This is a genomic window from Roseateles sp. (assembly GCF_047654785.1).
Lineage (GTDB): Bacteria > Pseudomonadota > Gammaproteobacteria > Burkholderiales > Burkholderiaceae_C > Pelomonas.
In genome coordinates this window covers 405,885-431,324 of record NZ_JASGKQ010000002.1, presented here as the reverse complement: position 1 = coordinate 431,324, position 25,440 = coordinate 405,885, and the positions used below count along the sequence as shown (strand labels likewise).

The window sequence follows — 25,440 nt, the reverse complement described above, 5'->3', positions numbered from 1 at the left end:
GGCCGGCGCCGCGACATGCACCGTCAGCTCCACCTGGCCGGACTTGTGCAGCACGTAGATGCGCGTGGTGCCCGCCGCCTTGGCCGTGATGACGCCGTCGCGGCTCACCTCGACGACACGGTCGTCGCCGACGACGTACTTCGTGTAGATCGAGTCGGCCAGGCTGACGCCGTTGAACACACCGGTCAGCTTGATCTGGCGCCGCCCGCCGCCGCTGCCGTCAGCCGCCGGCGCTGCCAGCGTGACGGAGCCCGGGTACAGGTCCAACCCGCCGAGCGCGAGCGCCAGCGTGTCCATGCTGGGCCCGTCGATCTCGAAGCTGCGCACGCCCTTCAGCTCGCCGCGGCGGGCCAGCACATGGCCCCAGCCGCTGTTGCGGCCGGCCAGCAGCGTGTCGCCCGGCGTCGTGATGACGTCCGCCGCGCCGGCGTGCCAGTTCTGCACCGACCACTGCAGGTAGTTCCCCGTCAGCGCCACGCCCTGCTCGTCGGCGAAGTCGCCATAGGCCTGCAGCTGGCGCGTCTCGCCCGCGCGCAGCGACCCCATGTCGACGATGTTGATCGCCAGCAGCGCCGCGGCGCTGACATTGAACTGCAGCACGATGGGTCCGCTGGCGCCCCAGCCGTCGTCGGCCTCGATGGTGACCGCGGCGGCGCCCGCATAGCCGGGCTCGGGCGTGAACAGCAGGGTCAGGCCGTCCGCGGCCAGCGATGCCGTGCCGTGCGTGGCGCCGATGACGCGCCAGAACACGCTGTCGCCTTCGCGGTCCAGCGCCACGCGGTCCAGCGACAGCCATTTGTTCAGGTCGGTGTGGGCCAGCACCGGCGTCGCGGACGCCACGCTGACCGGCGCCAGGTTGGCGCGCCAGCCGTAGTTCGCGTAGAGCAGCTGGCGGTCGGTGTCGTTGACGGCGCCGTCGCCGTCCAGGTCCACGCCGGCCGCGGCGAAGGCCGCCGAATCGTTGCCGTCGATGCGGCCGTCGTGGTCCAGGTCGCCGGCGATGCCGACCTGGATGCCGGCCGCACCGCTGCCGGTCAGCGTCAACAGCTTCAAGCCGGCGTCGGTGACGCGAATCAGCGTGACGGTCCGGCCGCCATGGCTGGCCTGGCCGAGCACGGTGGCGCCTTCGACGGCCAGGCGCGTGCCGGCCGCGGTCTCGATGGCGTAGACGATGGCGCCGCCGGCGCCCGGCGCCTTCACGGTGCTGGCCAGCTCGCTGTCGCGCACGACGAAGCTGAAGTGCGCCGGCGTACCGGCCTCCAGCGTGCCGCTCCAGCGGTTGGCAGGCGTCGCGCCGCCGGCCAGCCAGCCTGCGGCGGTGCCGAACTGGGCGGTGACCGCTGCGTCGATGACACTGCCGTCGGCGTGGTAGCCGATGGACTGGTTCAGGGTGCCGTCGCCGTACAGGCTGCGCGCCAGCGCCAGGCGGCCGGTGCCGTCGTAGCGGTAGACGATGGCGGCGTCCGCCGTGTCCGTCTGGCGGCCCACGACACGCTCGATGCGGCCCCGGCTGTCGCGCTCGAACACGACGCGCGCGTTCGGGTCGGCGCTGCCGACCAGCGCCACGCCGGCATCGGACACCAGCCATTGCTGGCCGTCCGCGAAGCGCACGCCCTGCACCTGGCCGCGCGCATCCAGGCGGTAGCGCGTGCCGTCGGGGCCGGTCAGCTCGTAGCCGGTGGGCTGCCAGGGCAGGCCGGTCACGCGGTCGAGCAGGCGCTGGCCTTGCGGCAGCAGCGTGACGGGCATCGCGGGGTCGTCGTTGACGACGGCCAGCGTCCAGCCCGGCACCACGCCGGTGAAGACCGGGCGCTGCACCAGCGGCGAGGCCGAGTCGGCGGACAGCGGCGTGCCGACGGTGTCGAGCGTGAAGCTCAGGTAGTGCGTGGCCGCGCCGGCGGCCGACAGGCTGGCCGGCAGCTGCAGCCACACGCGCGCGCCCAGCGTCCAGGCGGCCGCGCCGCCGATGGCGTCGAGGCCGGCCTGGTCGTGGCTCAGGCGGGTGTCCCGCAGCGGCAGCGTCCAGTTGCCGAGATCGCCCACGCCGTTGACGTCCAGGCTGCGCGTCAGCGCGAGCTCGTGGTCACCGAGGCGGAACACCGCGTCGGTGGCCTGGGCCTGCACGAGCTGCTTGGCCGTGGAGTCCACCAGCACGCGGGTGCTGATCTCGGTCGTGCGGCCGGCGAGGTCCCAGCCGCGCAGGCGCAGCTGGTAGACGCCGTTGGCCCAGCGGGACGGATCCAGCGTCGCCAGCGTGAGCTCGCCGTTGACGGCAGCGGCTGGGAAGTCGCTGGACGCCAGCGTGCGCCAGGCGGACTCGTCCACCCGGTCGCCGTTGGAGAGTGCGGCTTCGAGCACGTAGCCCATCAGCTGCAGGTCGGCGATGCGGGCGCTCAGCGCGGTGCTGCTGCCGATGACCGCCGGCGCCAGGCTGCCGGTGTTCAGCGTGCCGCTGAAGGCAAGCGTCGGCGCCGCGCCGTCCAGCGGGTCGCGCACGCGCACGGTCTGCGTGGTGGTGGACGAGAAGCCGTCGGCGTCGACCGCCGTGACGCGCAGCTCGACGAGGCCCGGCTGGCTGGGCGTGATGCGCAGGCGGCCCAGGCCGTCCAGCGTCACCGGCACCCAGTCCGGCTGGCCGATGCCCGCGCCGCGCGCCAGCACCGTGATGCTGGCGATGGGGCTGAACGCATCGGCCCGCACCGTGGCGAGCACCACCTGGCCGGGCAGCACCGGCGTGCTGGGCGTCAGGTTGACCAGCAGCTTGGGCGCGTTGGCTGCGGCTTCGGCGACGACACGCAGCACGAAGCTGCGGGTGGTCGCGTTGCGGCCGTCGCTGACGGTGGCCAGCACGGTGAAGTCGCCGACCTGGCCGGGGCCGGGCGTCCAGTTCAGGCGGCCGGCGGCGGCGTCATACACCGCGCCTTCGGGCAGGCCGGTGAAGCTGACGGCCAGCGCCTGCGTCTGCGCGGCGCCATCGGCATCGAAGGCGCGCAGCGCGCCGACCGGCGCGGCCGCCCCCTTCACGACGGGCAGCGAGAAGCTCTGGCCCACCAGCAGCGCATGGCTGGCGGTGTGGATCTCGGGCACCTGGTTCGCATCGAACACGCGCACCTGCACCGTGCGGATGACCGTGGCCTGGCCGTCGGTGGCGCTGAACTTGAAGGTGAACGCGCGCGACTCGGCCGTGGCGTTGTCGACGGTGTCGGCGCCGGGCGTCCACTCGAAATAGCCGGTCGCGGCATCGAACATCACGCCGCTGGGCGTGTCGGCGTCATGGATCAGCGCAAGCTGCGTCGCGTCGTTGTCGCCATCGGTGGCGCGCATCGTGAAGGCCAGCGTCTGGCCCTCGGGCACCAGCTGCAGCGGCAGCGGCAGCAGCACGGGTGCCTGGTTCACGTTGGCGACGACGATCTCGACCTCGCGCGTGAAGCTGGCGCTGCCGTCGCCGGCGGTCAGCGTCAGCAGGTAGCGGCCGGGAGCGGCGTCGTTCTGGTTGTCGCCCTGCGCGGCGAACAGGCCCGGCGTCCAGTGCAGCTGCAGGCGGGTCTGGCCGCCGCTGCCGGCGGCGGGCACCAGCCGCATGCCGGCGGGCAGGCCTTCGGCGGTCCAGTGCAGCAGGTCGAGGTCGGTGTCGACGCCGGACAGGTCCAGCGTCAGCGGCGTGCCTTCGTCGACGTGGACGACGGTGCGGCCGCCGGCCAGCGGGTCGCCCTGCACCGTGCCGCCGGTGGCGGCCACGGCGAACAGCGTGGGCGCCGCGTTGGCGGCACGCACGACGATGCGCAGATCCTTCACGGCGGTGTTGGGCACCGGCGGGCGGGCCGGGTCCGGCACGTAGCCGGCGTCGGCCGGCGGCAGGCCCTGGTCGGTCACGGCCAGGCTGATGTCGAAGTCGCCGCTCAGGCCGGCGGCGGGCGTCCACACCAGGAAGGCGTGGCCGTAGCGCGGATCGGCCTCGATGCGCGCGCCGGCCGGCAGGTTGGTGGCGGCGTAGGCCAGCGCGTCCTGGTCCAGGTCGGACACCAGGATGGGCACGCGCAGCTCGGTGCCGGCCACGGCGACGACGCGGCTGGGCAGGGTGATGACGGGCGCCTCGCTCGGGCTCCTGACGCTGACGACGAAGCTCTTGGCCACGGCCAGCACCTGGTTCACGTCGCCATCGCCGTCGTCCTGCGCGGCGACCGTTATGGTGTAGTCGCCGCGGTCGCCCGCGCCGGGCGCGAAGCGGATCACGCCGGTCAGCTTGCCGGCGTCGTTCAGCGTCTGCGTGTAGCTGGCGAAGGCCGGCAGGCCCCGGATCGTGAGCGTGATCGGGTTGCCATCGGCGTCGCTGGCCTCCAGCGGGATCTCCAGTACCGCGCCGCGGTCGACGAAGGCGTTCGTGACGTCCCGGATCTCGGGGGCGCGGTTGGCGTTGCTGACGACGATGGGCAGCGTGATCTGGCTGCTCAGCGGCGTGCCGGTGCCGTTGCCGTCGTCGGTGGCCGTCACGGTCACGTAGTAGGTGCCGGCCTGGGCGTAGCCGGGCGTCCAGATGATTTCCAGCGTCTCGGCGTCGAAGCTGGCGCCCGGCGGCAGGCCGGTCACGTCGTAGCCGACGCTGGCCGTCACGGCGGCCGGGCCGCTGGCCTCGCCGCCCGGGATCAGGCGGACCTTGGGCTCGAAGGCCGGGTTGTCCGGGTCGAACGCGAACACGCTGATGCGCAGCGGCTGGCCTTCCAGCACCGCCCAGGTCTGCACCGGGTCGAACACCGGCGCGCCGTTGGCGTTCTTCACGTCGAACTGGATCTCGCGCTTCACGGCGGTGACGGACTTGCTGCCGTCGGCCGCGGTGAAGGTGGCGATCAGCGTGACCGGCAGCGTCAGCTGGCCGGCCTGGGCATAGCCCGGCGTCCACGAGAACCAGCCGGTGTCGGCGTCCAGCGTCGCGCCGCCGGGCAGCCATTCGGCGCTCCACTTCAGCGTCACGCTGCTGCCGTCGGGCTGCTGCAGGCCGCCCGGCACGGCGCCGGGCAGTTGCAGGCCGAAGCGGTCGCCCTCACGCAGCACCTGGGTTTCCAGCGTCGGGAAGATGGGCGCCGGGTAGCCCTGCTTCACCGTCAGGCTGAAGCGGCGCTGCACCTCATGCTTGCCGTCCGTCGCGACGACGGTGATGTCCCGGTAGACGCCGGCCTGGTCGTAGCCGGGCGTCCAGCTGAGGATGCCGGTGGCGGCGTCGAAGAAGGCGCCGGCCGGCAGGTTGCGCACGAGGAGGGTGACGGTATCGCCGTCGGCGTCGCTGGCCAGCAGCGGCAGCTGCAGGCTGTCGCCTTCCTCCAGCGTCAGGTTCTGCACGGCGTCGATGACCGGCACCTGGTTGGCGCCCGCCACGTCCAGCGTGAAGCGTCGCAGCGCCACGCCGCCGCGGCTGTCGATGACGCGCATCAGGATCTGGTTGTCCGTGCGGTCCGTGGCCTGCGGCAGCCAGTGCAGCGTGGCGCGGTTGCCGTAGCCGCTGGCGCCGCTCTCCACCAGCGGGTCCTGCGTGAGGGTCATGCCGGCCGGGGCGCTCACCAGCTCCCAGAAGAACAGGCGGCCATCGCTGTCGCGGGCGGCCAGTTCGGCCGTCCAGGCGGTGCCGGCGGTCGCGGCCGGCAGCGCGGTGGCGGTGAGGTCCAGGCGGCCGTCGGCCTGGAGCTGGCCCAGCACCGGCGGCGTGTTGTCGTAGGGCACGGCGTAGACGCCATGGCCCAGGTTGGCCTTGACGATCTGGCCGGAGCCCGGCGTCGTGCCGAAGCTGCTGGCCGGGCGCACGGTGACGGTGCGGTTGGCCAGGGTTTCGCCGGTCTTCAGCGGCCGGTCCTGCAGCGCGGCCGTCAGGTCCAGCACCCACAGCTCGGCCTGGACACCTTCGCCCTGGCTGGCGCCGACGATACGGTCACCGAAATACCGGCCCGGGTCCAGCAGCAGCATCAGCGGGCCGCGGAGGTCGTCCACGCCGATGTTGGTGAGGTCCACGTCGTAGCTGATCGCGCCGGTCAGGCGGTCGGCGCGCGTGTCGGCGAACTCCAGCCGCACGAGGTTGGAGATGTCGGTGACGGCCGTGAACACCAGGCCCCAGGCCTCGCCCAGCGTGACCTGGCCGGCGCTGCGCACCGTGTTGACGATCTCGACCCGCCAGCCGCCCGCCGGCAGGTTGGGCAGCGTCAGGACGGCACTCTTGCTCGCCGCGTCCCAGCGCACGCTCTCGGGCGTCAGGATCAGCGTGCTGTTCGGGCCGGTGGCGATGAGGCTGTAGTTCTTCGGGTTGAGCACCGAGGCCGCACTGGTCGTGTCGGCCCCGTCCGCGCCGGTCCACATCGCCTGGTCGAAGCTGATCGCCAGCTGCGTCAGCGGCAGCGGGACCAGCGCACCGTCGGCGACGCTGGCGGCGACGACCTGGGGCGCCTTCAGCGGCGCGAGTTCGTCGATGCGATTCGTCTGCGCGACGAGCACGCGGCCGTCGGCGGTGGCGACGATGCCCTCGCCGCGCGTGCCGCCCTCGGCCAGCTTCAGCGCGCGGCGGCTCTTCAGCTCGATGGCCCAGACGGCGCCGGTGTGCGCCACCGGGCTGCTGCCATCGGCGGCCACCGGGCGCTGCGGCGTGTTGCTGCTGGCCAGCAGCAGGCCAGCGAGGCCGGTGCCGGCCTGGCCGAAGGCGATGCTGTCCACCAATCCGGCGAGCCGGTACTCCAGCTCGGCGCGGCCCTTGGTGGCGCCGGCCATCGGGAAGCTGATGATGTCGGTCGTCGCCTCGGGCAGCGCGCCGTTCACGTCGCTGCCGGTCCAGCGCACGGCCCACAGGCGGCCGTCCGGGCCGAAGGCCAGGTCGCCGACCCGGACGTTGCTGAAGTGGCGCCAGGCGCGCGCGGCCTCGGCCGCCGGGTCGAAGATTTCGACGCCGTTGCCGCTGGCCACGAAGATGAGGCCGGTGCCCGGCTGGATGGCCAGCGCGTGCGTCAGCGGCTCGCCGGCCGGGGCGCGGGTACGGCTGATGACGGCGCCGCTGTGGGCGTCCACCATCATCAGCTCGGCGCCGGTCATGACCCACAGGTTGCCGACGGCGTCCAGCGCCATGTCGAGGATGGCGGCGGCGGTCGTGAACAGCGGCTGCACCGAGCGGCCGCCGTCCTTGCCGAAGCGGAACACCTGGTTGCGCTCGCTGCCGGCGCTGGCCAGCACGCTGCCGTCGGCCAGCTCGACCAGCGCGAGCGCGCCCACGTCGCCCTGGCTGGCGCCGAAGCCGCTGGCGAAGCCGCGCAGCTGCAGCGGCGCGAGCACCGACCGCAGGTCCGCCCCGAGGCCGCCGAGGGCCGGCGTGACGACGAAACCGGGCAGCAGCTGCGCGGCCTGCGCGAACAGGTCGCTGGCGGCGTAGCTGCGGTCGGGCGCGGCGGCCGGCAGTTCGGCGGTCGCGTCCAGCGTCTCGGTGACGCCCAGCGCCTGCTGGGCCTCGCCGCGGCTGCCGTCGTCGGGTAGCACGGCGTTGGACACGCTGGCGGCCTCGCGGTTGCCGGCCTGGTCGGTGGCGACGGCCAGGAACTCGTAGTGCCGGCCGGCCTGGCCGGTGAACAGGGCGGTGCTCTCGGCACCGGCCACCTGCTTCTGCCAGATCCTGAAGTCGCCGCCGTCCTCGGCGACGTAGACCGTCACGTGCTTCACGCCGGCCGCGTCGTCCACGCCCTTCCAGTTCACCTTGAACGTGGGCTGGCCGGCGGCGTTGTTGCCGTTGCCGGTGACGGTCAGCGTGGTGCTGGGGGCCTGCGCATCCAGCGTGTGGCTGATGGTGGCGCTGGCGATGGGCGGCATGGCGTCGAAGAACACGCGGGCCGCGGCGCTGATGTTGGCGCCGGTGGGCGCCAGTTCGCTGGCGCGGACGGTGTAGCTGACGAAGCCGCCGGCCGGCTTGCCGTTCGCGTCGGGCGGCAGCAGGCCGCGCAGCGGGTCGTGCAGCACCTCGCCGGTGTCGGGGTCGATGGCCTGCAGCAGCCAGGTGGCCACGCGCGCCTCGGCGTCGATGCCGGCGCTGACGCGCAGCACATAGCCCTTGCCGGGGGCGCCGGTGAAGTCGAAGTCGCCCTGGAAGACGGCCTGGCCGGCGGGGATGTGGAGGTTGATGTCGCCGATCTTCAGGTCGCCCAGGCGCAGGCTGTAGGCGTCGAGGTCGCCGTCGAGGGCGGTCACCAGGCGGATTTCTCCCACGGCGGCGCTGGTCGGGTTGTTGAACGACAGCGTGTAGGGCAGCGCATAGCCGGCCGGCACGTAGGTGGAGCCGTTGGCCGCCGGCAGCGCCTGCGGGCCGCGCACGCTGACGGCGGCGCCGGCATTGGCCTGCGCCTGCGCGGCCTGCTGCAGGTAGCTGGTGAGGTTCAGCGCCTGCGGGCCGACCGGGCGGAACTCGCCGTCCAGCACGCCGATGTGGCGCAGGTATTCGAGCTCGGCGCGGTTGCCGGCGAAGACGTCGAAGCTGATGAAGTGCGTGGCCTGGCCGGCGCGCTGGTCGTGGTCGGCCGGGTCGGGCGCGACGGGCACGGGCACTTCGACATAGGCGTCGTCGGACTGGCGCACTTCCACGTAGTCGACCGGCGCATGCGCGGCGTTCGGGTCGCCGGCGTAGCGGGCCGTGTCGCCGTACCACTGCTGCACCTTGGCGAAGAAGCCCAGCAGGTCGGCCTGGGTGCGGTAGCTCTCGCCGCCCCTGGCCAGCAGGATGCCGGTGGCCAGCGTGGCGTTCAGGCTCAGCACCAGCTCGTCGCTGCGGATGGCCGGCGCCTGGCCCTCGGGGCGCAGCAGGCCGGCGGCCTCCAGCGCGCCCAGCCAGCCCTGCACCCACTGCGCCTCGTCGGAGGCGAGCACGGCCAGCGTGCCGGGCGCCGCGGCGTCGGCCAGGATGGCGGTGCGCAGGCGCTTGGCATGCGCGGTCTGGTCGGCGACGAACTCGGCGCGCGTCAGCGTCGTCACGCTGGCCAGCGTGTCGAAGCGGAAGGGCATGGCCAGCGCCTCTTCCTTGGTGATGTGCACCTCGGGGTCGGTGGACAGGAACTTGCGCGTGAGGCCCGGGGCGATCTTGTCCAGGCCGGTCACGCCTTCGTCGAGCAGGCCGGCGGCCTTCCAGTCGGGGCGGATCGCGTAGAGCTTGTCGCGCAGGCCCTCGAAGTCGTAGTTGATCCACTCCTGCAGGCCCGGGTAGGTCTGCACCCGGAAGGTGGCGCCCGCGAAGCCGTTGGCGGCCACGTCGAGCGCATAGCCCGGGGCGAGGTTCCAGCCCTGGGTGTTGGCCATGCCGTCCAGCGAGGCCCAGGGCACGTCGGCGCGCACGCCGGTGGTGGGCGTGGTGCCGTACTGCTGGTTGTTGCCGTCGCCGGCGCGGATCGCACCGTCGGGCTTGCCGCCGACGTTGCTGCCGAACACGACGTAGGGCAGGTTCAGGCCCTCCAGCACGTATTCGCTGTTGCCCATGTCCGTCGCGCCGATGTCGAAGCGGATGTAGGGCGTGTCGACGTTGGTGAGGCTCTGCAGGCTGACGCTGTAGGTGGCCGAATCGCCCGGCTCGATGTTGCGCGGGCCGCCGATGCCGATCGCGGCGTCGACCTCGATCATGCGTTCCACCAGGTAGCGGTAGGGTTCGACGACGCGCTGGCCATCGGGGTTGGTGACGACCACGTCGTACAGCCCCAGCGGCACGTGGCGCAGGTCGAACACGGCGCGGATGCGGGTCGCGTCCAGCACCTGCCAGCGCTCGGGCTCGATCTCGAACTCGCCCGGGCGGGACAGCTTGACCAGCGCGCCCGCCGCGAAGCGGGCGCCCTCGATGTCCATCGTGACCCAGCGGTGGTCGTCGTCGCCGGCGCCGCCCTGGTCGGGCGTGACCCGGGTGATGGACAGCGGCAGCAGGTCGGCGCGCAGCGTCACCGGCGTGGCCGCGCCGCCCTGGCGGGATTTGACGAGGATGTAGTAGTCGCCGGCCTGGGTGGTGGGCACCAGCAGGGTCTGGTCGGGCGACACGGGGTTGCTGTAGGCCACGTCGAACGCGCTGCCGGTGGGCACGTCGTTCCAGCGCACGTAGACCTCGTTGGCGCCGGTGGCGGCGCTGGCGTCGAGCAGCACGCGCAGCGTCTCGCCGGCGGCCACGCTGACCTTGTAGACCAGCGTCTGGCCGGCGGACAGCGGGGTGGACAGCGCCTGGCCCACGGTCAGCGTGGGCACGTCCACGCGCAGCGTGGCGCCGGAGGCGATGCGGTTGTTGGCCTCGCCGGGCGGCAGGTTCAGGCCGGTCTCGGTGTAGCTGATCCGGCCTTCGAACACCTCGTTGTAGAGGTCGGGGCGCACGATGACGCGCCAGCCGCCGTCCTTCAGCGGCGGCAGCTTGGCCGTCAGCGTGGCGGTGTAGCGGCCGTTGGCGCCCACGTCGCCCACGTGCAGCACCTTGCCCAGCAGCACGTCGCCCAGGTCCCAGGCGTTGTCGGCGGACAGGTAGAGCGCGTCCGTCCAGCGGCCGTAGGCCGGGTTGATGGACGCGTTCTCGATGACGAAGCTGATCTCCACCTCGTCGCCCACCTGGGCGCTGGGCGGCACGGTGACCTGGCTGACGACCAGGTCGGCCGGCGGCGGCGTCTCGATGCGCATGGGCTGGATGGCCGCGCCGTGGTTGTTGTCGTCCTGGCCGAACTCCAGCACCTGGCCGGACTCGCCGCTGCCCCAGATGCGGGCCGGGTCGGTCACCACGAACACGTAGTACGGGCCTTCCAGGTCGCGCGGCGCGGTGAAGCTGAGGCTGCCGGTGTAGCCGGCCCCGGCGGCCAGGCCGCCCGTGTGCTGCACGTAGCCGAGGTAGCGGTCCTTGTTCAGGTCCAGGAAGCGGTCCTTGGACAGGTAGACCATGTCGTACCAGCTGCCCTGGTCCGCCGGGGTCTTGCCGCCGAGGTTCTCGACCTTGAAGTCCACCGTGAAGCTCTGGCCGGCGATCACGGCGTCGGGCGCGGTGACCCGCGTGACCTGCAGATCCGGCGGCGTGGCCAGCGTGATCGGCAGCGCGATCTGCGCGGTGTTGTTGGCCTCGTCCCGGAACTCCAGCACGCCGTTGGCGCCGCTCTCGCGGATGACGCTCAGGCCGCTGCGGATGGTGCTCGGCACCTCGTTGTACGGGTCCTTGAAGACGCCGGTGTCGGCCTTGACGATCAGGTGGAAGTCGCCGCTGATGGAGGTCGGGATCGCGAACGTGGCGGTCTGCGTGTAGCTCTCGCCCGGCTTGAGCATGCGCGGCCTGCCCTGCTCGTCGGTCAGCAGGACCTGGCGCGCGCGCAGCAGCATCTCGATCTCGCTGCCGCGGTCCACCAGCGGGTGGTCGCTCGGGTCCAGCGTCGCGTCGCGCGACAGGTAGACGCCGTCCATCCAGCCGGACACGCGGGTCTCGCGGGTGCCGCGGTTGGTGACCGTCCAGGTGGCGGTGACGGTGTCGCCCGAGCTGGGGTGGGGGTTGTCGACCGTGATCGCGTCGATCTGCAGGTCGGGCTCGCGGTAGATGACGTCCAGCGTGCCCTGGCCGACGTTGTTGTCGCGCCGCTCGCCCTCGAAGACCGAGGTGGCGTAGTAGGTGTCGCGGGTGTAGGCGTTGTAGTCGCTGTGCGCGGGCGGCTGCAGCACCTCGTCGTGCGACTGCTGCCTGGGGTTGGCGCTTTCGTCGCGGCCGATCTCGGGGGCGAGCGACCCGGGGCGGTGCTTGCCGTCCGCGATCACGTAGATGTAGTACTTGCCCTCGGTGCCCGGCGGCAGCTTGACGACGGCGCTGGCCGTGTAGCTCTCGCCGGCGCCCAGCGGGGTCGCGTTGCTGTGCGTGACGGAGCCGATCTGCGTGGCCCGCTGCGGGATGAAGGTCGGGTCGGGGCTGATCCAGATGTGGTCCAGCCAGCCCTGGGTGCCGCGCCACACGGCGGCACCGAAGTTCTGCACGGTCCAGGTGACCGTGGTCTCCTCGCCGGAGTAGTTGGTGGGCAGCGTCGTGACGTCGGTGACGCGCAGGTCGGCCGGCGCGTTGCTGACGCTGGAGGCCGCGCGGTTGACGTTGTTGTCCTCCGCCACCTCGGCCACCTCGTTGCGGCCGGTGTAGCTGTTGTAGCCGGCGTCCGTCTGCACGACGAGGTAGGCGCCGCTGACGGCCGGGCCCAGGTCCACCGTCTGGCTGGCGCCGTAGCTCTCGCCGTTGCCCAGGCTGCGCTGCTGCCTGAACTCGCCCAGCAGCCAGGCGACCTGGGCCTGCGTCGGGTCGGGGTTGTCCATCAGCCAGACCTTGTCCGTCCACTCGCCCTCGAAGGCGTCGCCGCGGTTCTGCACCGTGTAGCTGAAGGTGTAGCGGCCGGCCGCCGCGGCGCTGGCGGGCGCGACAACGCTGCTGACGACCAGGTCCGGCGGCGTGAGGCCCAGCACCTTCATCGGGCCGATGCCCGCGGCGTCGCGCGCCTTGTAGTTGTTGTTGTCGGCCTGGGTCGGGTCGTCGGGGTTGATGTTGCTGGAGAGCGTGTCCTCCAGGATGGCGTCGTAGGTGTCGCTCCAGACGGTCACGTAGTAGCGCGCGGACAGGATGCCGTCCGGGATCTTCACGTTGACCGTGTTGATGTAGTCCTCGCCGACCGCGAGGTTGCCGGTGTGCGTGACCTGGCCGATCTTGATGTCGCCCTTGCCCGGGTTGGGGCGGGTCTTGTCGACGGTCAGCCAGATCGTGTCGGTCCAGCTGTTGGTCGCCGCGGCATCGCCGCGCGTGGTGGCCGAGCCCTTGTTGGTGACCTTGTAGCGGACCTCGATGGTGGCGCCGTGCACGGCCTGGTCGGGCGCCACCACGTCGCTGGTGACGAGGTCGGCGAACGGGACCGGGTTGATGTGCAGCCGCTCGGCACGGACGTTGTTGGCCTCGTTGGGGTACTCGTCGATGCGGTTGCCGCCGTCGGCGACGACGATGATGTAGACGTCGCCGCGGTAGCGGATGGGGATGTCGACGCCGTTCAGGACGGTGGTGTAGCCCGGGTCGCCGGGGTTGAGCGCGGCACCGCTGTCCACGCGGGCCAGCAGCACGTCGTCGGCGCTGACCAGGCCGTCCAGCGACAGGTAGACGTAGTCCTGCCACTGGCCGGACGTGGCCTCCATGCCGGTGTTCTGCACCGTGAACTTCAGGCCGGTGCTGGTGCCCGCGGTCACCTCCGCGGGCAGCTCGATGCCGGTCACGCGCAGGTCGGGGCGCGGGTTGAGCGAGACGAGGATGGCGTCGGTGTCGGTGGCCGTGTTGTTGTCGCGCGCGCCGCCGTGCTCGTAGACCTGCGGCTGGCCGCCGGTGCCCACCAGGCTGTTCGTGACCACGCGCAGCCGGTAGCCGCCCTCGATCTTGGCCGGCAGGCGGACCTGCTCGGTGCGCGAGTAGCGCAGGCCGGCGTCCAGCCCGCGGTCGTAGACGTAGTTGCCCAGCACGACGGTGGCGCCGTTGGGCGCGAGCAGCAGCACGGTGTCCTGCCACTGGCCGGCGGCGCGGGCCAGGCCCTGGTTCAGCACCGTCCAGCTGACGTCCACCAGCGCGCCTTCCTGCGCGGTGGCCGGGGCGTCCAGGCTCTCGACGACCAGGTCCGGCGAGTCGCTGAGCGTGACGGGCACGGCCAGCGAGCGGCCCACGTTGTTGTCGCCGTGGATGAACTCGTAGACGCCGTTGCCCACGGCGGTGGCGACGTTCAGGTACCAGTCGCCCGAGATGCCGTCGGGCAGGCGCACGCTGATGCTGCGGTCGTAGGTGGCGTCCACCGCCATCTGGCCCAGGTGGCCGGCGTTGCCGAGGTCGAAGCGCTGGCCGCTGCCGTCGGCGTTGCGGCTGAGCCAGACGCTGTCGGTCCAGCCCGTCGTGTTGGTGATGCCGATGCCGCGGTTGGCCACGGTCCACTGCACGGCCAGCTCGCGGCCGCTGTAGGCCGCGCCCGGCGTGCTGACGGACTCGACGCGCAGGTCCGCATAGGGGATGGGCATGACGTCGGTGGCGTGGCCGGCGTCGCTGACGTTGTTGGCCTCGCTGCCGTTCTCCCACACGGCGCCGGTGGCGTCGCTCTTCACGAAGACGGTGCCGTGGCGGCTGAACGCGGGGCCGAACTGGTAGGCCAGGCTGCCGGTGTAGCTCGCGCCGGCGGCCAGCGCGCCGTCGCGCACCACGTCGCCGAGCACGATGTCGTCGCCGTCGCCCAGCACGTCGTTGCTGCTGTAGATGACGCGGTCGGTCCAGCGGGCGGTGCGGCCGGCGCCGGGGCCGTCGTTGCGGACGGTCCAGGTCACCGTCATCGTCGCCGGATCGTCGATCAGCTGCGTGGGCGCGCCGACGCTGAGGACGGCGAGGTCCGCATAGGCGTCCTGCGCCACGTCGACGGCCAGCACGCCCAGGTTGTTGCCCTCGTTCGTGGACTCGTTGTTGGCATTGGCCGCGTCGGTGGCGACGATCAGGCGCCACGCGCCGGACAGGTCCACCGGCAGCGTGAAGCCCAGCGAGCCGGCGCTGGACGCCCCGGCGGCCAGCGCGTCGATCAGGCGCTCGCCCAGCAGCGTGTCGCCGCCGTCCACGGCGCCGTCGCGGGACAGGTAGACCCGCTCGCGGATGGCGCCGGCCGGCGCGCTGCCGGCGTTGCGCGTGACCCAGTCCAGCGTGATGGCCTCGCCGCCTTGCAGCAGGCCGGTGGTGGTGAGGTCGCCGACGAGCAGGTCGGGCGCGACGATGGCGATCTCGCGGGCGGCGACGTTGTCCGCCTCGTTCGATTCGGCCACGTGGTTGCCGCGGTCGGCGGCGATCTCCAGGCGCCACAGGCCCGGCGGCAGCGCGGGCACGGCGAGGCTGAGGTGCTGGGCCAGCACGCCGCCGGCGGCCAGCGTCTGGAAGGCCCAGGTGGTGGTGAGCAGCTGCGTGGGCGCCCGGCCCAGCGTGTCGACGAGGCGGATCTCCTCGCCGAAGAAGCCGCTGATGGCGTCGTTGCCGGCGTTGCGCACCGTGTAGTCGAGCTGCACGGTCTGGCCCACGCGCCAGCTGGCGGGCGCACCGAGGCCTTCGATCTGCAGGTTGGGTCGGGGCTCGGCGCGCACCGTGGTGGCTTCCGCGGCGACGACGGTGTTGTTGTCCGTGCGGCCCAGCTCGTAGACGGCCGTGAACGCGTCGGTCTTGACGATGAAGTAGCGTGCGCCGGTCGCGTCGCGCGGCACGGTGAAGTCCAGGCCGGCGGCATAGGACTCGCCGACGGCCAGCGCGCCCACGCGGGTCACGGAGCCCAGCAGCGTGGACTGCGCCGTCAGGCTGGGCGTGCTGCTGAGGTAGACCTGGTCCACCCAGCGGTTCACGTCGGTGGCGACGGTGCCCGCATTGCGGACGGACCACGCCACCCGCGCGCCGCGGCCCGCGAAGACCTCGGCCGGCACGGCGGTCAGCGTGGGCACGAGGTCGGCATGGGTCTGCGCGACCGTGATCGCGGCCGAGACCCTGGCGTTGTCGGCGCGCGTGTCGGGCTCGGTGACCTTGGCGGTCGCGTCGCTGATGACGGCGATGCGGTAGGCGCCGTCGATGCGCGTGGGCAGGCGCACGGTCGCGGTCTGCGCGTAGCTGGCGCCGGCGGCCAGCGCCTCGCCGCGCGGGATCTCGGCGAGCACGATGTCGTCGCCGTTGCCGGCGATGCCGTCGCGGCTCAGCACGATGCGGTCCACCCAGCCACCGGCGGCGGTCGCGGCGGCCGCGCCGTTGTTCTTCACCGTCCAGGCCACGCCGACCTCGCCGCCCGCGTCGGCCGTGGGCGGCACGGTCAGCTCGGTGACGGCCAGGTCGGCATAGGTGCGCAGCGCGGCGGTGAAGCTCCAGGCCGCGTCGTTGTTGCTCTCGGCGCTGCCGTCGGCATTGGTCTCGAAGACGATGCCGGCGCCGGTGCTGCTGCGGTCCACGCTGACGGTGACGTCGAAGGTGCCCGCGCCGCGCGCGCCCTGCGGCAGCGCGAAGCTGTAGCTGCGCTGGCGCACCTCGCCCGCGGCCAGCGGCAGCGCGGCGCTGCCGGCGAAGCTGACCAGCGTGTCCACCAGCACCGCGCCCGGCGTGCCGTCGGCGTTGCGCTGGCGGATCACCACGCGGTCCTGGTGGCCGAGGTGGGTGGCCACGCGGCCCTGGTTGACGTCCTCCCAGCGCAGCGTCAGCACGTCGCCGGACGTGGGCGTGTCGGTGTCCAGGCCGAGGTGGCGGGCGATCAGGTCGCCGCCCACCTCGACGTCGGCCTGCAACTGGTTGTCGTGCTCCAGCGAGCCGGTGCTGTTGAACTCGGCGATCTCGTTGCCGGCGTCCACCGTGACGCGCAGGCGGATGGCGCCGGCCGCGTTGGCGCCGCCGGGCCAGGTGAAGCTGGCCGTGCGGTTCACGCGGGCGCCGGGCGCGGCCTCGGCCGGCATGCCGGTCTGCGTGAGGCTGGCGATGACGGCGCCGGTGGTCTGGTTCAGCACCTCCACGCGCTCGGTCCAGCTGCGGCCCGGCGGGACGGTGCCGGCGTTGGCGGTGGTCCAGCCGACGGTGACGGTGTCGCCCTGCGCCCAGTCGCCCGCGGGGCTGACGCTCAGGTCGCTGGCGACCAGGTTCACGTAGTTGATGTACTCGGCCAGCGTGCTGCTGAAGCCGAGCTGCCCGCGGTTGTTGGTTTCGCCGCGGCCGCCTTCCTGCTGGGTGTTGCCGTAGTCGCTCTCGACCACGGCCAGCAGGCTGCCGGCGCCGGCCGGGCCGTCGGGCAGCTTCAGCGTGGCGCTGCGGGTGACGCTGGCGCCGGACGCCAGTGCGCCGGATGCGGCCACCACATGGGGCAGCAGCAGCTCGGCCAGCACCTCGCCGCTGGCGGAGCGCAGCGTGACGCGGTCGGCGAAGTCGCCGAGGGTGGCGCTGGGGCCCTGGTTGGTGGTGGTCCAGGTGACGGTGACCAGGCCGCCGGACAGGAAGGCCGTGGCGCCGCCGCCCGGGGCGACCGACACGTCCTGCACGACCAGGTCCATGCCGACGGCCTTGTCCACCTCGGCGACGAGCGCGTCGAGATCCCACACGGTGCCGTCGTCGAACCGGACCTGCTGCAGCGGGTTGTACGGGTTGCGCGGGTCGTTGTTGTAGAAGAAGTAGCAGACGGTGACCTGGTCGTCGCTGTTGGCCAGGCCGATGCTGATGGCCGTGTACTGCGCGGTGCGGTAGTCGAACACGCGGCGCACGACGACGTCGGCCGGGCCGACGCCGGGCTTGAACTGCAGCGTGTTGGTCTTGCTGCTGCCGTAGGACGATTCCAGCAGCGTGTCCCGGCCGTCGCCGCGGCCGAACCAGTAGGTGCTGTTGCCGGAGCCGGGGTTGAGGGTGTCGTTGCCGCGGCCGCCGTCGAAGCTGTCATTGCCGTTGCCACCGCTCAGACTGTCGTCGCCCGCGCCGCCGACGAGGCGGTCGTTGCCGGCGCCGCCATGCAGGGTGTCGTCGCCGTCGCCGCCGTCCAGCGCGTCGGCCCCGTCCGTGCCGACGACGGTGTCGCCGCCCGCCGTGCCCGCGAGCGCGCGGGCGACGATGTCGGCCAGCGTCCAGGCGGTGCCGTCCGCGAACTGGATCTTCTGCAGCGGGTTGTAGCCGCGGTTGGGGTCGTCGCCCTCGAAGAAGGCGTTCACCGTCAGCGCGTCGCCGCCGCTGCCATAGGCGATCTCCAGCGCCGTGTCGCTGTGCGCGCCCTGGTCCAGCACGCGGCGCAGCCGCACGTCCGCCGGGCCAATGCCGGGCTTGAACTGCAGCGTGTTGGTCTTGCCGGTCGTGTAGCTGGTGTTGACCAGCAGGTCCCGGCCGTCGCCCAGGCCCAGCAGGATCGTGTTGTTGCCGCCGCCGACGCTGAGATGGTCGTGGCCCGCGCCGCCGTCCAGCGTGTCGTCGCCGCCCTCGCCGTACAGCAGGTCGTCGCCGTCGCCGCCGGTCAGCGTGTCGTTGCCGCCGCGGCCGTACAGCGTGTCGTTGCCGGCGCCGCCGTCCAGCGTGTCGGCCCCGTCCGTGCCGACGACGGTGTCGCTGCCCGCCGTGCCCGCGAGCACGCGCGCGACGATGTCGGCCAGCGTCCAGGCGGTGCCGTCCGCGAACTGGATCTTCTGCAGCGGGTTGTAGCCGCGGTTGGGGTCGTCGCCCTCGAAGAAGGCGTTCACCGTCAGCGCGTCGCCACCGCTGCCGTAAGCGATCTCCAGCGCCGTCTGGGCCTGCGCATCCTGGTCCAGCACGCGGCGCAGCCGCACGTCCGCCGGGCCAATGCCGGGCTTGAACTGCAGCGTGTTGGTCTTGCCGGTCGTGTAGCTGGTGTTGACCAGCAGGTCCCGGCCGTCGCCCAGGCCCAGCAGGATCGTGTTGTTGCCGCCGCCGACGCTGAGATGGTCATTGCCCGCGCCGCCGTCCAGCGTGTCGTCGCCACCCTCGCCGTACAGCAGGTCGTCGCCGTCGCCGCCGGTCAGCGTGTCGTTGCCGCCGCGGCCGTACAGCGTGTCATTGCCGGCGCCGCCGTCCAGCGTGTCATGCCCGTCGGTGCCGATGATGACGTCATGGCCCGCCGTGCCCGCGAGCACGCGCGCGACGATGTCGGCCAGCGTCCAGACGGTGCCGTCCGCGAAGACGATGCGCTGCAGCGGGTTGTAGCCGCGGTTGGGGTCGTCGCCGTCGAAGAAGGCGTTCACCGTCAGCGCGTCGCCGCCGCTGCCGTAGGCGATCTCCAGCGCCGTGTCGCTGTGCGCGCCCTGGTCCAGCACGCGGCGCAGCCGCACGTCCGCCGGGCCGATGCCGGGCTTGAACTGCAGCGTGTTGGTCTTGCCGGTCGTGTAGCTGGTGTTGACCAGCAGGTCCCGGCCGTCGCCCAGGCCCAGCAGGAGGGTGTTGTTGCCGCCGCCGACGCTGAGGACATCGTGGCCCGCGCCGCCGTCCAGCACGTCGTCGCCGCCCTCGCCGTACAGCGTGTCATCGCCGTCGCCGCCGGTCAGCGTGTCGTTGCCGCCACGGCCGTACAGCGTGTCGTTGCCGGCGCCGCCGTCCAGCGTGTCGGCGGCGTTGGAACCGATCAGCGTGTCGGCGCCGTCGGTGGACTGCAGCAGCCGCGCGAACAGCTCGGCCACGGTCCAAATCGTGCCGTCCTCGAAATGGACCTGCTGCACCGGGTTGTAGCGGTTGCCGGGGTCGTCACCGTCGAGGAAGTAGTTGATGAGCAGGCGGTCGGCCGTGCCGGCGATGCCGATCTCCAGCGCCGTGTCGCGCGAGGTCTGGCTGTCGTAGGCGCGGCGCAGCCGCACGTCGGCGGTCGAGATGCCGTCGCCCAGGCGCACGATGTTCAGCCGGGCGGCCGAGGTGTCGCCGCTGTAGAGGAGGGTGTCCACGCCGTCGCCGCGGCCGAACCAATAAGTGTTGTTGCCGGTGCCGCCGGACAGGAAGTCCGTGCCGCCCTTGCCGGCCAGCACGTCGTTGCCGCCCAGGCCGTTGAGGCTTTCGTCGGCGTCCGTGCCCGTCAGCGTGTCGGCCAGGTTGCTGCCGTTGACGGCGATCGTGTCCGGCGGCGTCTCCAGCCGCGCGGCGATGGCGGCCAGGTCCCAGGCGGTGCCGTCGTCGAAGCGGATCTGCTGCACCGGGTTGTAGCCGCTGGACGGATTGCCGCCCTGGAAGAAATAGTTGACCAGCAGCCGGTCCCCGCTGCCGCGGAGGGCGATCTCCAGCGACTCGTTGCTGCCGCCCTGGCTGCCCGTCACCCGGCGCAGGATGACGTCCGCCGGCGCGATGCCGGCCTTCAGCTGCACGGTGTTGAGCTTGCCCGCCGTCGTGTCGTAGGTGTAGGCGATGGTGTCCTGGCCATCGCCCCGGCCGAACCCATAGGTGTTGTCGCCCGTGCCGCCGTCCAGCCAGTCGTTGCCCGCGCCGCCGTCCAGCACGTCGTGGCCCGTGCCGCCATACAGCGCATCGTTGCCGTCGCCGCCCAGCAGCGTGTCGTTGCCGTCCGCCCCTTCCAGCGTGTCGTTGCCGCGGCCGCCCTCGATCCGGTCGCTGCCCGACGTGCCGCGCAGCACGTCGTGGTCCGCCGTCCCCTGGAACAGCTGCCCCAGGATGGCGCCGATGTCCCACGTCGTGCCGTCGTCGAACCGGACCTGCTGCACCGGGTTGTACGCGCTGCCCGGGTTGTCGCCCTGGAAGAAATAGTTGATCAGCAGCCGGTCCTCGCTGCCCACCAGGCTCAGCTCCAGCGACTCGTTGCTGCCGCCCTGGCTGCCCGTCACCCGGCGCAGCCGCACGTCGGACACCGCCACCCCCGCCTTCAGCTGCACCGTGTTGAGCTTGCCCGCCGCCGGGTCGTAGGTGTAGGCGATGGTGTCCCGGCCATCGCCCCAGCCGAACAGATAGGTGTTGTTGCCCGCGCCGCCGTCCAGCCAGTCGTTGCCCGCGCCGCCGTCCAGCACGTCATTGCCGCCCTCGCCGTACAGCGAATCGGCCGCCGCGCCGCCGGTGAGGCGGTCGTCGCCGGCGCCGCCCGCCAGCCAGTTCACGCCGCCGCCGCCCGAGAGGGTGTCCGCGCCCGTGCTGCCGTGGATCACGTCGCGCGCCGCGCCGCCCTGGCCCAGCAGGGCCAGGATGGCGCCGACGTCCCAGGTCGTGCCGTCGTCGAACCGGACCTGCTGCACCGGGTTGTACGCGCTGCCCGGGTTGTCGCCCTGGAAGAAATAGTTGATCAGCAGCCGGTCCTCGCTGCCGGCGATGGCCAGCTCCAGCGACTCGCCGGCACTGCCCTGGCTGCCCGTCACGCGGCGCAGCTGCACGTCGGACACCGCCACCCCCGCCTTCAGCTGCACGGTGTTGAGCTTGCCCGCCGTCGTGTCGTAGGTGTAGGCGATGGTGTCCTGGCCATCGCCCCGGCCGAACCCATAGGTGTTGTCGCCCGTGCCGCCGTCCAGCCAGTCGTTGCCCGCGCCGCCGTCCAGCACGTCGTGGCCCGTGCCGCCATACAGCGCATCGTTGCCGTCGCCGCCCAGCAGCGTGTCGTTGCCGTCCGCCCCTTCCAGCGTGTCGTTGCCGCGGCCGCCCTCGATCCGGTCGCTGCCCGACGTGCCGCGCAGCACGTCGTGGTCCGCCGTCCCCTGGAACAGCTGCCCCAGGATGGCGCCGATGTCCCACGTCGTGCCGTCGTCGAACCGGACCTGCTGCACCGGGTTGTACGCGCTGCCCGGGTTGTCGCCCTGGAAGAAATAGTTGATCAGCAGCCGGTCCTCGCTGCCCACCAGGCTCAGCTCCAGCGACTCGTTGCTGCCGCCCTGGCTGCCCGTCACCCGGCGCAGCCGCACGTCGGACACCGCCACCCCCGCCTTCAGCTGCACCGTGTTGAGCTTGCCCGCCGCCGGGTCGTAGGTGTAGGCGATGGTGTCCCGGCCATCGCCCCAGCCGAACAGATAGGTGTTGTTGCCCGCGCCGCCGTCCAGCCAGTCGTTGCCCGCGCCGCCGTCCAGCACGTCGTTGCCGCCCTCGCCGTACAGCGTGTCGTTGCCGGTGCCGCCCACCAGGCGGTCGTTGCCGTTGTTGCCGTGGAGGATGTCGTCGCCGCGGCCGCCGGTCAGCAGATCGTCGCCCTGGGTGCCGCGCAGGTGGTCGTTGGCCTCGGTGCCGGCGCTCATCAGCTCGACGAGGCGGGCGATGTCCCACACCGTGCCGTCGGCGAAGACGGCTTGCTGCACCGGGTTGTAGGGGTTGGCCGGGTCGTCGTCGTAGAAGAAATGGTTGACCGTGATGCGGTCGTTGCTGCCGACGATGGCCAGCTCCAGCCCGGTGAGGGTGCCGCTCTGGTTCCCGTAGACGCGGCGCACGCTGACGTCGCCGGGCAGCACGTCGCTGCGGAAGCGCAGGGTGTTGGTCTTGCCCGGGGTCCGGTCGTAGGTGTAGCCGATGCTGTCCTGGCCGTCGCCGCGGCCGAACCAGTACGTGTTGTTGCCCGCGCCGCCGTCCAGCCAGTCATTGCCGGCGCCGCCGATCAGCGTGTCGTCGCCGCCCTCGCCATACAGCCTGTCGTCGCCTTCTTCGCCGTACAGCAGGTCATCGCCGCCGCGGCCAGACAGCGTGTCGTTGCCGGCGCCGCCGTGGATCTCGTCGGCCGCATAGGTGCCGGCGACGTTGTCGTCCTGCGGCGTGCCGGCCAGCAACGCCGCCAGGAGGTAGGCGACGTCCCATTCGGTGCCATCGTCGAAGCGCACGCGCTGGATGCCGTTGTACGCATTGGCCGGGTCGTCGTTGACGAAGAAGCCGTTGACGGTGATCGTGTCCGCCGTGCCGGCGATGCTGAACTCCAGCGCCCGGTTGCCGCCGAAGTAGTTGTCGTCGGCCTGCTTGAAGCGCACGTCCGCCGGCGCCACGCCGGCCTTGAACTGCAGCGTGTTGATCCGCGATGCGTCACCGCCGTGGTGGTTGTAGTGGAGCCGGTCCTGGCCGTCGCCGCGGCCGAACAGGAAGGTGTTGCTGCCGCTGCCGCCGCTCAGCGAGTCGTTGCCGGCGCCGCCGTCCAGCAGGTCGTCGCTGGCGCCACCGTCCAGCCAGTCGTCGCCGTCGCCGCCCAGCAGCAGGTCGGCGCCGTTGCCGCCGTTCAGCGTGTCGTTGCCCAGGCCGCCGATCAGCGTGTCGTCGCCGTCGTCGCCGGACAGCGTGTCGTGGCCGTCGCCGCCGTCGATGACGTCGTTGCCGCCCGCGCCGGCGATGGTGTCGTTGCCCAGGCCGCCGCTGAAGTTCTCGTCGGCGTTGGTGCCGCGCACGTTGTCGTCGCCATCGGTGAAGGTCTGCACCTTGGCCACCAGCGCCGCGACGTCCCATTCGGTGCCGTCGTCGAAGCGCACGCGCTGGATGCCGTTGTACGCATTGGCCGGGTCGTCGCCGTAGAAGAAGCCGTTGACGGTGATCGTGTCCGCCGTGCCGGCGATGCTGAACTCCAGCGCCCGGTTGCCGCCGAAGTAGTTGTCGTAGGCCTGGCGGACAGCCACGTCCGCCGGTGCGATGCCGGCCTTGAACTGCAGCGTGTTGATACGCGATGCGTTGCCGCCGTGGTGGTTGTAGTAGAGCCGGTCCTGGCCGTCGCCGCGGCCGAAGACGAAGGTGTTGCTGCCGCTGCCGCCGCTCAGCGAGTCGTTGCCGGCGCCGCCGTCCAGCAGGTCGTCGCTGGCGCCACCGTCCAGCCAGTCGTCGCCGTCGCCGCCCAGCAGCAGGTCGGCGCCGTTGCCGCCGTTCAGCGTGTCGTTGCCGGCACCGCCGATCAGCGTGTCGTCGCCGTCGTCGCCGGACAGCGCGTCGTTGCCGTCGCCGCCGTCGATGACGTCGTTGCCGCCCGCGCCGGCGATGGTGTCGTTGCCCAGGCCGCCGCTGAAGTTCTCGTCGGCGTTGGTGCCGCGCACGTTGTCGTCGCCGTCGGTGAAGGTCTGCACCTTGGCCACCAGCGTCGCGATGTCCCATTCGGTGCCATCGCTGAAACGGATCCGCTGCAGGCCGTTGTAGGCGTTGGCCGGGTCGTCGCCGTAGAAGAAGCCGTTGACAGTGACCGTGTCGGCGGTGCCGGCGATGGCGATTTCCAGCGCCCGGTTGCCGCCGAAATAGTTGTCGTAGGCCAGCTTGAAACGCAGGTCCGCCGGTGCGATGCCGGCCTTGAACTGCAGCGTGTTGATCCGTGACGCGTCGCCGCCGTCGTGGTTGTAGTAGAGCCGGTCCTGGCCGTCGCCACGGCCGAAGACGAAGGTGTTGCTGCCGCTGCCGCCGCTCAGCGAGTCGTTGCCGGCGCCGCCCTCCAGCCAGTCGTCGCCACGGCCCCCGTCCAGCCAGTCGTCGCCCTCACCGCCGAGCAGCTGGTCGGCGCCATCCTCGCCGTACAGCGAGTCATTGCCCGCGCCGCCGGAGAGGATGTCGTCGCCGCCGGCACCGTTCAGCGTGTCGTTGCCGTCGCCGCCGGTGATCGTGTCGGCCGCGCTGGTGCCGCGCAGGTCGTCGTCACCGGGCGTGCCGGCCAGCAGCAGGGCCACCAGCGTGGCGGTGTCCCACTCGGTGCCGTCGTCGAAGCGCACACGCTGCAGGCCCGCATAGGGGTTGGCCGGGTCGTCGCCGTAGAAGAAACCGTTGACGGTGACCTTGTCGGCGGTGCCGGCGATGGCCAGTTCCAGCGCCCGGTTGCCGCCGAAGTAGTTGTCGTAGGCCTGGCGGATGACGATGTCCGCCGGCGCCACGCCGGCCTTGAACTGCAGCGTATTGATGCGCGACGCGTCGCCGCCGTCATGGTTGAAGTACAGGCGATCCTGGCCGTCGCCGCGGCCGAACAGGAAGGTGTTGCTGCCGCTGCCGCCGTTCAGCGAGTCGTTGCCGGCGCCGCCGTCCAGCAGGTCGTCGCCATCGCCGCCCTCCAGCCAGTCGTCGCCGTCGCCGCCATACAAGGTGTCATGGCCGTCGCCGCCATACAGGGCGTCGTTGCCGGCCGCGCCGTTCAGCAGGTCGGCGCCCGCGCCGCCGTCGGCGGTGTCGTCGCCCGGCGTGCCCATGCCGAGCAGGAACAGCAGCTGCGAGAGGTCCCACACGGTGCCGTCCGCGAACGTGACGCGCTGCAACCCGTTGTAGGCATTGGCCGGCGTGCCGCCGTACAGGAAGCCGTTGAAGGTGATGGCGTCGCCGGTGCCGGCGATGGCCAGCGCCAGCGCCACGTCGCCGCCGGCCTGGGCATCGGCCGCGCGCGCGACGCGGACGTCCGCCGGCAGCACGCCGGCCCGGAACTGCAGCGTGTTGAGCTTGCCGAGATTGGGATCGAGGTAGGACTGCACCGTCGTCGCGCCGTCGCCGCGGCCGAACAGGTAGAGGTTGTTGCCCGGGCCGTTCAGCACGATGGCATCGGTCCCGGCGGCCGGGGGCGGCGCGTCGGGCCTGTTCTCGATGAAGCCCGGCAGGTCGTCGGCGCTCCACTGCGTGCCGTCGGCGAAGACCAGGGCCTGCACCGGGTTGGCGTCGGTGAAGAAGCCGCGGATCTGCATGCGGTCGGCGCTGCCGCGCAGCGCGATCTCCAGCGCGTCGGCCTGGCCGGTGGCGTCGTCGACGACGCGCCGCACGGCCACGTCCGCGGGCACGATGCCGGCGCCCAGCCGCAGCAGGCCCGGGCCGCCGCCGTCGCCGGCCGCGCGGGCGTCCACCCAGGCCGCGCCCTCGCCGCGCTCGAACGCGTAGATCCGCGGCGCCGCGGGCTCGCCCTGGGGCGCGATCAGCTGGCTGGCCGGCAGCGCGTCGGCCGACAGCAGCAGCTTGGGCTCCAGCGTCTCGATCTTCCAGGGTTCGGGCCTGTGGGCGGCGGCACGGGCAGAAGCGGTCTTGGAGGCACGGCGCAGGGCGGCCGCTGCGCGGGCGCGCAAGGACTTGATCGACAT

Annotated in this window: 1 protein-coding gene (cut by a window edge); it reads right to left on the bottom strand. The window is 72.2% G+C overall.

Annotated elements, in window-relative coordinates; all coding sequences use genetic code 11:
• Positions 1 to 25,440, bottom strand: the 5' portion of a protein-coding gene (locus tag QM788_RS06505) for a calcium-binding protein (RefSeq protein ID WP_415660666.1). 10,140 nt of this gene lie to the left of the window's left edge; the window shows 25,440 of its 35,580 coding nt (coding positions 1–25,440); the start codon lies at positions 25,438 to 25,440; the stop codon falls past the left edge of the window.